Below are 13358 nucleotides of genomic sequence, written 5' to 3' on the forward strand. Positions count from 1 at the left end.
GCATATTTGCCCTCCGTAAGTATTTGCCGGGAAGCTCTCGTACAGAAAACCCGGGCTAATTCCCGGGCTTAGAGAAAGGAACAATCCTTGGCGTTAGACTTTAGATAATACGCTATTGCCGAGCCCAAGTACAGGGTAGTTAAAATGTGCTTTCAAGAACAAAATTAACGTCTCCTGGTTAGCGCCTGCTGACCGAGGATAATAGCACGTTGAGGACTCCCCTACTCGCGCCGCCGTTACCACTTTGACGACGCGCCTATGCGCTGGTATGGCCGAATTGGGGAAAACAGGCCGGACCGGGAGGCGATCCGGCCGCTTAGCATTCGCTCTATCTAAAGATGGAAGAAGAGATTGAGGCCCTCAGGCTCGTCGCCGTAGTAATCCGGACCGTACGGGCCGACCTCCGGCGGATAGTAGGCATAGGGCTCAGGGTAATCGTAGTAGTAGTCCGGTCCTGCGTAATAGTCCGGCCCACCGTAATAACCGCCCCAGTCGCCGTGATGCCCCCAGCCGCCGTGCCCACCGTGATAGCCGCCATGATAGCCGCCGCCGTGACCGCCATCGTGACCGCCGCCATGGTGGGCGGCATGGGCCGAACCAACGGGAAACGCGCAGAGCAGGCCGCCGAATGCGATTGCCGTCGCGATCCTGGTAAATCTCTTGAGCATCGACCGCGAGTCCTTGCGATGTGTAATCGAAGTTCTCATATTGACTCCTCTATCGCCGGGTGCGCGACCTCGGTTCATTAGCTCTCTTTGCTGGCTACCTTTCTGGCATCAGCGCGCGCGCGGCCGCGGAACATTGAGTCGGCGATCTTCTTCTGCGAGTCGGACAGGCTGTTGTAGAGATCCTCGAAGGCCGGAACGAATTTCTTCATTCCATCTTCATGAGCCTGGATCACTTCCGAATAGGATTTCACCACGTCAACCGCGGTCATCGACTTGGCGTCAGCAGCCCGCTGTTTCTTCAGCTCCACCATCGCCTGGGCGTTTTCGCGCATAACCCGCGCGAGGTTGTCCCATTGAGTCTTCTGAGCCTCTGTAATGTGGAGCCTGGAATGCAGATCCCTGATGCGCGCTTCGACCGATGCAACTCCATGGTCCTCGGGCGAGGTCGCTGCCATTTCCTGCTTGGCGGACGCCGCAGAGGTCTTGCTGGTGGTCATGCTTTCGGACGCCGCGAACACAGGAGTGGCGAGAACGATAGCACCGAGAAGAGCTGCCGCCGCTGTAGTTGCGCGCGCGGTTAAACTGTTGGACCGGATCATAAATTTTACCCCTGAAAAGGTTAAAGTAAGGCGCTCTCGCCTCGATTGTTATACGGTGCAATTTCGGGGCCCACGGGCCCGTTCCTTCATCAGGACAAAATGAAACGGAATTTAGGGGATAACCCGCCTTGAGAATGAGCGGGAAATCGGAACATTGGAAGTTTTTACATAGCCGCGCTGACATCAACAGTATCGAGAGGACGGTTGATCGGGCAGAAGCGGATCACCATCCGCCAGGGTAGTAGCCACGGTAGGGACCGTAGCCGCCGTAGTACCGATTGTTCTCCATCTCAGTACCGACGATATAGCCGAGGGCGCCACCGCCGAGGCCGCCGATTAGCGCTCCAGTTCCGGGCGAACCTTCGGCGCCGCCAATCAGTGCTCCGCCCCCGGCACCAATTGCAGCACCGGCGACAGTGTCGTTCGCACGAGGACTGCCAAAGCAGCCAGTCATCGTAATCAGAGCAAATGCGCTGGCGAACGTAATAATCGCGGCTCGCGAGATCCGGCAGGCGCTAACTGTGTCCGCATTCTTGGAATTCATCTTCAAACCTCGAAAATGTATTCACCATAAAATACGAACGAAATGGCTATCCGGTTGCACAACCTTTCTTAACGGAACGTAAGGTTCTGCTTCCCAGGTTTGACGACAAGATCTAACTATTTTTGTAATTTTTCCAATCTTGTTCGATAGCTTTGGCCATAGCTCTACTTGCCGTCCGCAGCCAATGCGATTTTCTTCGACCGAGATCCTTCAGTATGTCCTTCACCCGATGCCTGCTTCCGAGGTGTACATTTGCCGCTTCGGTGCCCATGGCATGAAGGAGTACTTCTTCATCGCGCTTCTTCGGCAGGCATGCTATCTCGACCGGATTTGAATCGGGCGACAGACGTCGGATTATCCATCTGTCAATTGTTTTCTGGTACGGGTCGTGAGCGCGTCTGGCCGACTCAATAGCCCGTTGATAATAAGGGTTGCTGTCGCCGGCGTGTCCATTGAGCCAGGCGCATGACGATGGAACTATCGCTTTCGCTTCTCGCGCGATGAATCCTCCTTCCCACTCGGCGAGTGCCACAAAACGTTGCTGCCCAAGACTACCCAGACCCGCTTTTCTCAAGACTACCTTATAGTTATGAATGTCGGTCGGGAGAATCCCTTTCAGTATGCGCTTAGCATCGCCTGGTATCTCGCCGTTCGCTGACGGGCGTCGATTCAATTTTCCCCAGAAGTCTTCAGGAGGGTCGATCGATTCAATGCCCAGTCGTTCCATTATGGTTTGATTTTCGGCCAGTACTATCGGACATCCGCCAGCTTTCAGCGCAGCCGTATAGCTCTCGAAAAGAATCTCGCAACCGATTTTAAGCTTAGTGTTAAGATGGCCCAGGTCATTAACTATTTTGAGACTCGCCGCCAGGCGAACCAGGTCACTGGTGTAAGGCAATGGATAGGCATCATCGAAGTCGTCGACTCCCCACGCCATCCGGCCTTCCGCATCGCGCCAGGTACCGAAGCTGTTAACGTGTAGGTCACCGACTGCAACGACCTTGGGCGCATGATTGAGGTCAGCGCACATTTCCGGCCATCGTTGGGCCCATCGATAAAATGTGCCTCGAAAAAATAAAAACAGATCGCTCCTCATCTTATGATGCTTGGATTTCAGATCGGATTCGATAACTCGCGTATGACTACGCATCCAGCGTTCGTAGTCAGTAGTCGCTTGATGGATATTCATAGTACCCTGGCTTAGAGCCTTTGATCGGCGCCGTTACGTTCCATGCTTTCCGACCTGTTCCCGGCCGCGACCCTGGCGATCTTCCTGAAATCAATTTCGTCCGAAGGCCGAATGTCAGCCTTCAAGAGTCGTTTCATTTCATCGAGCGCGTTGCTCGATTTCTTCGCGGAGTTCGCTGCCACGCAATCGCGAGGAACATACAAGCTATAGTTACGCATGTACGCGTCGTTGGCGGTGAATAACACGCAGATGTTAGTGGCGATGCCGGTCAGAATTAGCGTATCGACACGCAGATATTCGAGTAGGACCTGGAGGGTCGTCGAGTAGAACCCCGAATGCATCGGCTTCAGGACAAAGTAGTCGTTACTGTGCGGGCGCAACAACTTCGATATGGCAGCGCCGCGAGCGCTTTTGCTCGAGCAATGCTTGACGATGTGCTGGAAGTCCGATTTCCATCGCCCGAAATTGTCATTGACGTAGATTGAGGGAACGCCAAACTCCTTGGCGTGACGCTTCAGGACGGCAAGCCGCTTAGCCATAGGACGAGCTTGTTCGAGTAGTGATGAGTACTCGGGAAAATCGAAAGCGTTGATTATGTCGATCAGCAGTAGTGCAACCCGCGCGCGATCGGGAAAACTACCATGATCTCGAGGCATCGTTCAGTTCTCCTCCAAAACGCGGCCGAGTTCTTCGATGTTTGGTGGTTTGGGAAAGTAGTGATCGAAACCGGCTTTCTGAAACGCTTCCCGATCCGCCCTGGTTCCATAGCCAGTGACGGCGATCAACCTGGAACTGCGGGTCTCCGGAATCTCGCGCAGCTTTCGCGCGAGCTCATAACCGTCCATCCCGGGAAGTCCTATGTCGATCACGCAAGCGTCGGGCTTCTTTTCCGAGATGATGCGCAAGGCCTCGAACGCGTCATGCGCTTCGAGTACGTCGTAGCCGCGTCCTCTCAGCAATTCGGCCAGCACTTCGAGATGGTCGGGGTTGTCGTCCACCACCAATACGGTTCTGGACAACGGTCCCGATACCTTGGGTATCTCCGCGCCGAGCGGCAGACGGACAGTGAACTCCGCGCCTTGTCCTTCGCCCTCGCTATGCGCCTCGATTGTGCCGCCATGCAAATCCACTAATACCTTGGCGACCGCCAGCCCTACTCCGAGTCCGGTGCGGACTCCCTTTGGGGGATCGTTCGGCTGAAAGAACATTGTGAAGAGATGCGGCAATACCTCCGGATCGATTCCGACGCCGCTGTCCCGCACAGTCAAAACAGCAGCGCCATCCTGCTCCGCCAACGCGACGCTTACAGTTCCGCCGGTCGGGGTAAATTTCAGGGCGTTGCTGAGAAGATTAATGACGACCTGCGCGACGCGCGTCTGATCGGCGGAAGCAAACAGCGGCGCCGGGGGAAGATCGACTTCAAGCTTGAGTCGCTTGGCAACGAACTCGCTCTGCAGAGTCTCCGCGGCGTGCTGTACAGGTAAGCGGAGATCGAGATTTTCGCGTTTGAGTTCGAGCTTGCCGTAGCGAAAGCGGCTGATATCCAGCAGATCATCGATCAGGATTGCCTGGTGACGCGCCTGGCGCTCGATTCGGTCGAGGACCACGGTCCGTCGCTCGTCGTCAGGCTTCAATTGCTTGAGCAACTGCACCCCGAGCAGAATCGGCGAGACCTGATTGCGCAACTCATGCGAGAGCGTCGCGAGAAACCGGTCGCGTTGCCCGTGGAGTTCCTGCGCTTCACCGCGCGCCGAATTTCGCTCCTCCTCGGCGCCGAGGGTGTACTGCAAGATCGACACGTTCATGCTGCGTTCGACGGTGTCGATGATGAGATTGCGCCCGCGCTCGATGACCTCGGCGGTGGCAGTCTCGCCGACAATCTCCCGAACCATGTCGGTCAGAACGCGCCGGAAGATCTGCAGCTCGCGGAGCAGAGAGACGACGGGAAAACCGAGCGCCCGGCGCTGACGGCCGTGTTTGGCGGCATCGTCCTCGAGGCCTTTTGGGAGCTCGCCGCGCAGCGCTTTGATGACCTTGTCGGTAAGGGCAGGAAGATGGTCTTCGAGCTCTTGATCGTCGAGGTCATGCATCAGGCTCCCGTTGTTCGGGTCGCGGCGAACCTGGTCCCGCCATCTGGAGAGAATCTGACCCTCGATGTCACTAGCGACTTTATTTTGCTTGCGAGACTTACGTGTAGAACTCATCAGGCGCGCGCCCTGGAAAATTGAGTGAGAGAAGCTCGGGCGCTATACTTTTATTGTCATACGAAACGCAAATTGAACCTAGGGCGACTGCGAGCGACGCGAATGGAAGGTCGCCAGATATTAGAGCGGTCTCGTCGTTGAAATAACGGGCCAGCTCGGGAGGCATCGAATCGACGTCGATCTCGAAGAGCTCGAGCAGAACGCCGTCTGGCGTCGAAAACCGGAAAACAGTCAGTCTCACCGTTTCGCGCGCTGGGCAATTAGCGCGAGCTGGTTAACGTCGAGCGGCTTCACCACCAGCTCGTCGAATCCCGCCTCTGTGGATCGAAGTCGGTCTTCCGGCTGGCCGTATCCCGTTAGTGCGACGAGGTAAATCTGCTCGCCCTCATCGTGAGCGCGGATGCTGCGCGCCAACGCATAGCCGTCAAATCCTGGCAGGCCCAGATCGACTAGGGCTATATCCGGCCGAAAGGTCAAAGCGGCCTGAAGGCCACTGGGACCATCATTTGCCATATGCACCTCGTGTCCGTCTTGCGTGAGCAAGATGCCGAGCATCTCACGCAGATCGTCGTTATCCTCGACGACCAGCACTCTTCGAGGCTTACACTCCGCAGGTGCCACTGAAACCTGATTACGAGCCTTTGCAATCGGAGCAGGAATGGTTGGTAAGCGGACGGTGAAGGTACTACCCATTCCAGCTCCATCGCTCGCTGCATGAACGGTCCCGCCGTGAAGCTCGACGAGGCGTCGCACGAGGGTGAGCCCAATGCCGAGCCCTCCCTGCGACCGATCGAGACTCCGTTCGCTTTGCACGAAGAGATCAAAGATCGTCGGGAGGACATCTGCCGGGATGCCGACCCCCGTATCTTTCACCGCCAGCAATGCATGTTGACCCTCGATCCGCAGACTGACAGTAATCGCCCCTCCGGGCGGCGTGAACTTGAGTGCGTTTCCGATTAGGTTCGTGACTATCTGTTCGATTCGTGCTTCGTCCGCATCGATCCATATCGGCGATCCATCAAAGGTCAACTGATGGCGGTCCAGCAGGCCGCGTGTGCGCACTACCTCGATGGTCTCTTTCACTGCGTAGTTGAGATCAAGCGGTCGTCGGCTGAGGCGCATCTTCGCGCTCGTCAAGCGGCTTGCATCGACCAGATCGTCGACCAGGTGCGATAGGCGCTCGATCTGCCGATCAATTACCGCTCGCGCCTGCGCCACGTGCCTGGGCGAACGTTTCTTGAGGTCAAGTATTCGGACGGCACTCGCCAACGCGCCCAGCGGATTACGAAGCTCATGGCCCAGCATTGCCAGGAACTCGTCCTTCGCGCGGTCGGCTGCCCGAAGTGCTTCCTCGGCGCGTTTACGCTGGGTAATATCCCGGGCGATCTTCGACGCGCCGATGATCGCTCCGTGTTCATCGATAATGGGCGAGACGGTGAGCGAGATTTCGATCAAACTCCCGTCCTTGTGACGGCGGACAGTTTCATAGTCATTGATACGATCGCCGCGTCTGACGCGTTCAAGAATGCTGCGTCCTTCGTCGGCTCTGTCATCAGGAATGAGAATTGCGACGAGCTGGCCAATAGTTTCATCGGACGTATAGCCGAAGATTCTTTCTGCTCCCTGGTTCCAGCTGGTTATGATGCCGTCGAGATCTTTGCTCAAAATCGCATCGTCCGACGACTGAACGATGGCAGACAGTCTGGCGTGAGCGGCTTCCGCCTGCTTGCGCATGGTGACGTCGTGGAAACTCAAAATAATCATGGGCCGCGAATGGCCCGAGAAAGATAACGGACGGGCGTCGATCACGAGCGTCCGCGGTCCAGCACCCGAAACGTTATGTTCGAGTTCGAAGGCCTGGAATTCGCTACCGTCGGCAATCATCTTTTGTAGTTGGGTGCGTACGCGAGCGAGGTCAAGAGTCCCCTCTGCAAGTGAATCCAGCGAAATGTTCTGCATCGCCTCACGAGCGACCCCGAACATCTGATGGAAGGCGCGATTGGCAGTCTGCAAGCGCAGATCCTGGCTCAGTACCACGAGCGGATCAGCCCCCGCGTTAAGAATCGCCTTGGTATATTCGCGTTCGTAGATCGCCTGATCGATACTCGCACGAAAGGCGGTTACGTTCGTGAACGTGAGAATGGTGCCGCTTACCTGGTTATCCTTCGAGTAAGGAGCGATCCGAAGTACGAACGTCTGATCGTCGTTTCGAAAATCGTGCCGCGATGTGGTCTCGGTCGAGATTACGTGCGCACACCACCTCTCCAAATTCCGCAGATCAGCGAGCTCGGAGATCTCGCGAGCGGGCCGACCTATGTCCGAGATAGCGAGATTTAACGCCGCCGCAGCCGGCCGGTTGAAGCTCGCGATGTTAAAGTTTCGGTCAAGGACGACGATCGAAACATCGATCGCGTCCAGGATCTCTCTCTGATCGAAAGCAACCCTGTCCGCTGTAGTGGTATCGCCGCGTGCCGGTTGGATGTCGGTCCGGCCGCTACCTGTGGAACCTGGATCCATCACTATCGGTTTGCGCTAGCACCTGCGTACAACTTGCCACAACGCTCCAGTACCGAGTCAGAAACGCTCGGAAGAACCTGACGCAACGCCAGTAGCAACGCTTGCGCTCGCGGCATGTTGTACGATGCCGGATATCGGGAGAGCAGATCGCTTTCAAGAACCCGGGCTTCGTCCGGTCCAACCGTATCGCGCAAAGCATCGGCCACGGCTCGCTCCAGCCGCGCGTAGTCCTCGACCGGAATGAGGTGCGAGTGATTCTCTCCGAGCCTTGGCAGCATGCGGGTGTGAATCTCGCCATTAAAATTGTCCATCAGGAAAGAGCAAAATATCGCGATGTCGTGCTTTTGGGCGAGCTGATCGAATAAGTCCTCAAGATTCATGCTGGCGGCTACGTCCCCACGCTCCCAGAGGATGTTGACCATCTCTCCCCACCACCGAACTTTCGGGAAGCGGCCGCCGCCCCGGGCGCGCGCGACGACATCCGCCGCCAAGCCCAGGAACACCGGAGAATCCGGCATCGAATTGTGCATGAAGCGGGGCAGAGTTTGATCGGCATCGACGATCGTCAACTGGCCCCGTTTCTGAGCTGCGTCGACGTCTATGCCTTCGGCAACCAAGCGCGGACGGAACGCATTCCAATGCTGGACCGTCGGAACCAGGATGACCCCCTCGCCGTTCGCCAATGCGGCAGCAGCGAAGCGGCAGACCGCGCGATTCAGAAAGTCCTGGTCCTGGTAAAGCTGCACCACATGATCGCGGGGCCCGGCGTCCGCCAGAAGACGATCCCAATCGCCGTGCTCTCTGGAGTCACGTTTTTCGTGGCTTGGATGACTATTGCTGTCCGAAACTCTGGTCATAAGTATTACCTCGATCGACCAATCCTGCGATTTAAGTGAGCGGAGTGCGGATTGGAACACTTCCCCATGAATTGCTTACCATACGGATCTTGCCAGTTTTCGACAAACAGCACTAACCCGCTTTCGGGAAGGAGTGGTGCCTCGTTTGCGGCAATCGAGCGAGGCGTTCCGAATCAAACTGGTGCGCACTCAAGCATACGGGTGTGACCTACGCAATGTGTTCCGCTCAGTGTAGAAAACTCGTACCGTATTGCTACCTCATCAGCGCGGCCTACGTCCTTTAACAACTCGATCGACCGACCCACCGCCAGGATCCGAACCGGGTAATCACGCAGTTTGAGCCAACGGCGAAGACGTTCGACATCTCCGGTCATCATGAGTTCGGCCTGGTTGTCGCATACGTTGAGTCCGGCCTCGGCGCCAAAATCGGATTTGAGCGGTCCGAGTAGAGATCCCCAATCGAAGGACGCTGTTGTGCATGACAGACTTACTCTCCGCGTCGCAGCATCGACCGGAGCGCTGAATACGGCGAGTCCGGCTGAATCGGGACCTCGATCGGCCATGCAATTGAACATTGGTACTATCAATGCTCCTAGCGAGTTTCGCAGCTCTTTCGTCTTGGCTAGCAGCCCTATGATTCCGCACACAAAGACAACCTCAGTCGATTGATAGAACTCGAGATATCGCTTCAATTCCCAATCGGAAACGTGACGGTGGTACTCAACCCATTCCATGCGTTTCAATCGTACGAATTCTTCGATGAATTGCTTACCCAGGCTGTCCTCGAACAACTTATCAGCCACCAGCGAATCGAGCGCCCGATCCAGACTTTGCGGCAGCGTCTTGATTCCACGGTTCGCTAGTTGAGCTTCGTCCAACAAGTAGTGATTGAAATTCTGCGGTTCACCGGATTCTAACTGCCGGTCTACGCCATCAAGACCCGCAGCGATGACCGCGGCGCTGACCAGATACGGATTGGCGCTCGAGTCGATCAACCTCATCTCTAGCCGACCATAGGGTACGCGCACCATGCAGCTACGATTGTTGTCGCCGTAGCTCGAAAAAGCGGGAGCCCAGGTTGCGCCCGAAAAGGACTCGCCTACAACCAGGCGCTTGTACGAATTGACGGTGGGCGCTACGAGTGCGGTAAGTGCGGGAGCATGCTCAAGCAATCCGCCCAAAAAATGATATGCCAGCGTGGACAATCCAAGTTTGCGAGAATCAGATTTGTCTGAGAAAAGATTGGGCTGTTTTTCGTCCGCGAGGGACATATGCATATGCATGCCGCTGCCGGTCCTTTTCGATGATGGCTTGGGCATGAACGAGCAAATCATGCCGAGCTCGCGAGCAATTTCGCCGGCGGCCATTCTGAAAAATACGATCCGGTCCTCAGTTGTCAGCGCGTCGGCGTTATTCCTCTGGAGCGATCGCTACAGAGATCGGGGGAGAATGCCATTTTGTATCATGCAGTCAATTGACGAGCCACCCACAGCGTAAAGTCTCGATTATGTCCCTCCAGCCGGCCCAGCGAGCCGCGTTGAGCGTAGCGGCTTTCCAAACAACGCTGCACCGCCGTGCATACTCGGACATCTTCTTCATTGACGTCGGAGAAGAATTTATCCGCAATGGCCACTTTCTCCTGGAAATCCGGCTGTGCCATTGCCTCGGGCGGCACCATGATATCGTGGTAGAAGTGAATCCGACCGGGACCGAGCGGGAAAACTCTGCAAACGATTCCCCAATCGGGGAACGGGGAGATAAAGAAATTGGGCAAGACATAGAACAGTAGCAAGTTGGTTCTCTGTGTAGCAGTCAATCCCGGTTTGGGCGGAAACAACGGCTCCATTATAAGCTCCCCGTCATCTGCCCGTACCAGACGGTCTTTGTTGGTGCCGCAGTAGACGAGTGTGAAATGGCCATTGTTCTTCACGTCCCACGAGGTCGACGCTGGCCATGTAGGCTCCACCGACTCCTTATGCAGACCCATATGATGGTAACAATCGCCATTGTCTTGAAAGACCTTCCAGTCCCAGGGTAACTCTCCCCAATCGCGTGTGGCCACAACCTTCCAGGACGGAAGATCATATTCCCTGATGTACGGCTCCAATGGTGCCAATCGTTCGGCAAGCGGATCCGCAGTGCCACTTAAATTAACGAATACGAAACCTTCCCAAACCTCGTGGCGTACCTCAGGCAGTCTGATCGACGACTTGTCAAATCCCGGTGCGCCCTTCATTTCAGGTGCTGCCCGAAGCCTGCCGTCAAGTTCGTATGACCATAGATGATAGGGGCAAACAAATCGCGAGGTGTTACCACTGCCTTGGCAAACATCCGCCCATCGATGCCGGCATACTCGCGATAGCACATGAAGGACACCTTTCCCGTCGCGTACCATCACCAGCGGTTCATCGAGTACATCCACACACATGTAGTCACCCGGGCGGGCGACCTGGTCGGTTCGGCCGAGCAAGATCCAGCCAGGATCGAATATTTTCTTCTTTTCCAATTCAAATATTTCTCGCGAATTGAACGCTTCGGGCGGCAGATTTTTGCACTCCGAATTGCCGCTTTCCGCTATCGCACGCATGACTTGGAGAATTTGCTCCACTTCGGCCGACGAATTTCCGCTTCTCAGTGTCATCTATTGTTCTCGTGCCAGAAGACAATCCTTTCGCCAAGTGCGTTACAGTGCCGTCTCTCTCGCCCGCTGTATTAACGGTCTCCGTCTAAGTGAGTCGTAGAATTCCGCGACCCTCGAGAAAGCCTATATTTAGTGAACCCTCGTCCCAGTAGAAAAGAGTTATTGGAATTTCACCTGATGCTTCCCGCCATTTGCCGGAGCCTGACTTGAAAGTAACCAGTCCCTTATCGATGTTCTTCTCCCGATACCAGTCGACCTTTCCCCATAGCTGATCACCGTCAAGGTCGGTCATCTCAAGGGCACCGAATCCTTTCGGTACTTTTCCATCGGGACTCACGTCATCCATACCCGTCAGAAAGCACTTCAGGTATGCGTTCCCGCGCCCTTCGATTTGCAACCGTACTCCGAGCCATCCCGCGTATGAAACGGTACTTAGGCTTTCGTTGGTGCGGGCAAGCCTTCCCCACGTCGCGGTACCTGCTGCATCGAATGAAACCTTGAAATCCGGCATGTATGTCACCTTCTTTGCGGTTGCAAGTCACCCAATATATGCGTCGTTTCTTGAATACCAGCCGCGTCTTATTGCTCAGCTGGAAAAATTAGACCAGCCTGGATCTTCGACAATCGCCGTATATTGAGAAGAGTCGAGAGACTCATACCACTCTTTTAGATATCGCGTAGCCTCTTCCTTCCCATGCGCCTTCTCGAGCGAAGTGATTATCCATTCGTCATAGTTAACCAGGTGATCCGCATTAATCTCCGCAATTAAAATCATCTTCGAGATTTTGTCGCCTATGATCGGGAAAAAGGTTCTCCACTTGAAGCTAGGTTCCTGCTTACGCATAGCCGGAATGAATTTTTCTTTCATAATCTTTTCACAGACGGTTTCTTTCCCGGGTTTAATGACGTCGGTAACCATTATATAAAGCTTTCGAGCTGCCACGATAAGCCCTCCTCTCGTCCAGTAGGTGCCTGGTTCTTGTTATTCAATTCGCTGCATCAACCTGTCGACTCCTTGTCCCGCTTCAGGCTGTGTGCGGATGAGCCTTTTCTCCGCTTTCCCTTTCGACAGTTATAGGTATCAGGCATCCTGGAACGGGGCAGAACAATTCGCAGGGTGCCTTTCCCGGACCGCCGCATCCGGTGCACTTTTCTTCCAAAACCACTATCGTAGTGAGGTTAGTCCCGCCCGGGGCCCAAGTATGGATGATCGCATCCCAAGGACATACTTCTCTGCAGTTTCCGCAGGCGATGCATGTCTTTTGATCAATCCGGAAAATTACATTCGTGTCTTTCATCAATTTTACCTTTTCGCGCAATGTTCGTTGCAATGAGATCGTAGAAGCTTTTCGAAACTTACGCTTCGTCCTCGACGAACTCGACAAAGTCTTCGAGACCTAGCCTGAGCGCGCGAAGGTTGTGATAGGATGCCCACAGGCATTGGAACTGGATTTCCGGCGTAGTCGCATATCGCCCTACGACATACTCTCCCATTTTCACGTGGGTCATTTCCTCATACTCCTGCGCGAGGAATGCCTTCGCGATGATCGGATCGACTGTGGCAAGAGATTGACCCAAGGCATGAATGCTTTGGGCGGACTGAAACTCGGAGGATACTGAATCGCCACAATGTTGAACCGCCGGGTGAGATGCTCCAACGTAATTGAGCCACGCGACAAACATCTTCATCCCGAAAAGCGCCTGAGCATATTGATGATTGAAAAGTTCACGGCGATTCTCAGCCCAGCCTCTTTCCAATACCGCGTCAAAGTAGATGCGTCCGTGCTTCTGCTCGTCAGACGCCTTGCGGGCAATCATATTCAAAGCGTCCTCAAAATGACCGTTGGTGTAGTCAACGTAAGGCAGCGTTCCCTTATACCACTCGTTGTAAATTCGGGCTCCGTGCATCTCCAGAGCTCCAAACTGGACAACCGTTTTGAATATCTTCTTGTCGGTCCAACGCACCTGGCGGGCCCAATCGTCCAGCGCACCCCAGGTCTGAGCTCGATGAGGATCGATTAGCTCCTGCAGAAAGCCAAGAAATTTTGTTGCGGTCAGATTACGACGGCGCAAATCCTCTAGACTTACGCCCCAGTAAGTGGCATCTTTTTTGATGAGCAATTCTCCCATGGTTAGGTC

The 13358-nt window shown here is 55.1% G+C and carries 13 protein-coding genes and 2 pseudogenes; all 15 read right to left on the minus strand.

Translation table 11 applies throughout. From position 1 onward, the window contains the following. Nucleotides 1–332: 332 nt before the first annotated feature. Nucleotides 333–707: a hypothetical protein gene (locus tag WB650_RS16970; protein ID WP_423961317.1), complete on the minus strand. Its 375-nt coding sequence runs from the start codon at nucleotides 705–707 to the stop codon at nucleotides 333–335. 38 nt (nucleotides 708–745) lie between these two features. Then, nucleotides 746–1267, minus strand: a complete 522-nt coding sequence (locus WB650_RS16975) for a Spy/CpxP family protein refolding chaperone (RefSeq protein WP_422307273.1) — start codon at nucleotides 1265–1267, stop codon at nucleotides 746–748. A gap of 223 nt (nucleotides 1268–1490) precedes the next feature. Continuing rightward, a complete protein-coding gene (locus WB650_RS16980; protein WP_422307274.1) occupies nucleotides 1491–1811 on the minus strand; it encodes a YMGG-like glycine zipper-containing protein in 321 nt (106 codons plus the stop codon). Between the two features lie 112 nt (nucleotides 1812–1923). Continuing rightward, nucleotides 1924–3000: a DUF2252 family protein gene (locus WB650_RS16985; protein WP_422307275.1), complete on the minus strand. Its 1077-nt coding sequence runs from the start codon at nucleotides 2998–3000 to the stop codon at nucleotides 1924–1926. Between the two features lie 11 nt (nucleotides 3001–3011). After that, entirely contained in the window at nucleotides 3012–3656 is a 645-nt protein-coding gene (locus WB650_RS16990) for an isochorismatase family cysteine hydrolase (protein ID WP_422307276.1), read from the minus strand. Nucleotides 3657–3659: 3 nt separating this feature from the next. Next, nucleotides 3660–5204, minus strand: coding sequence for a hybrid sensor histidine kinase/response regulator (locus WB650_RS16995; RefSeq protein ID WP_423961320.1), 1545 nt, complete (start codon nucleotides 5202–5204; stop codon nucleotides 3660–3662). Nucleotides 5205–5441: 237 nt separating this feature from the next. Further along, complete coding sequence (locus WB650_RS17000) at nucleotides 5442–7217, minus strand: PAS domain S-box protein (protein WP_422307280.1); 1776 nt, start codon at nucleotides 7215–7217, stop codon at nucleotides 5442–5444. A 165-nt stretch (nucleotides 7218–7382) separates the two neighbouring features. Further along, nucleotides 7383–7721 (minus strand): annotated as a pseudogene (locus tag WB650_RS17005) (PAS domain-containing protein); the annotation flags it as partial. A gap of 2 nt (nucleotides 7722–7723) precedes the next feature. Then, nucleotides 7724–8578: an MEDS domain-containing protein gene (locus WB650_RS17010; protein ID WP_422307278.1), complete on the minus strand. Its 855-nt coding sequence runs from the start codon at nucleotides 8576–8578 to the stop codon at nucleotides 7724–7726. Nucleotides 8579–9246: 668 nt separating this feature from the next. Further along, a pseudogene (locus WB650_RS17015) lies at nucleotides 9247–9987 on the minus strand (type III glutamate--ammonia ligase); the annotation flags it as partial. 53 nt (nucleotides 9988–10040) lie between these two features. Beyond that, nucleotides 10041–11219, minus strand: a complete 1179-nt coding sequence (locus tag WB650_RS17020; RefSeq protein ID WP_422307279.1) for an aromatic ring-hydroxylating oxygenase subunit alpha — start codon at nucleotides 11217–11219, stop codon at nucleotides 10041–10043. Nucleotides 11220–11304: 85 nt separating this feature from the next. Further along, nucleotides 11305–11730, minus strand: coding sequence for a hypothetical protein (locus WB650_RS17025; RefSeq protein ID WP_423961323.1), 426 nt, complete (start codon nucleotides 11728–11730; stop codon nucleotides 11305–11307). Between the two features lie 75 nt (nucleotides 11731–11805). After that, nucleotides 11806–12162 (minus strand): hypothetical protein, encoded by a 357-nt coding sequence (locus WB650_RS17030; protein ID WP_423961325.1) that lies wholly within the window; start codon nucleotides 12160–12162, stop codon nucleotides 11806–11808. An 82-nt stretch (nucleotides 12163–12244) separates the two neighbouring features. Continuing rightward, nucleotides 12245–12517 (minus strand): ATP-binding protein, encoded by a 273-nt coding sequence (locus tag WB650_RS17035; protein WP_423961326.1) that lies wholly within the window; start codon nucleotides 12515–12517, stop codon nucleotides 12245–12247. Nucleotides 12518–12575: 58 nt separating this feature from the next. Beyond that, the gene (locus tag WB650_RS17040; protein ID WP_422304492.1) at nucleotides 12576–13349 is read right to left on the minus strand and encodes a hypothetical protein; all 774 of its coding nucleotides are present in this window, start codon (nucleotides 13347–13349) and stop codon (nucleotides 12576–12578) included. Nucleotides 13350–13358 lie beyond the last annotated feature (9 nt).

The sequence above is a fragment of the Binatus sp. (SeqCode) genome (assembly GCF_049584895.1).
Classification (GTDB): Bacteria; Desulfobacterota; Binatia; order Binatales; family Binataceae; genus Binatus.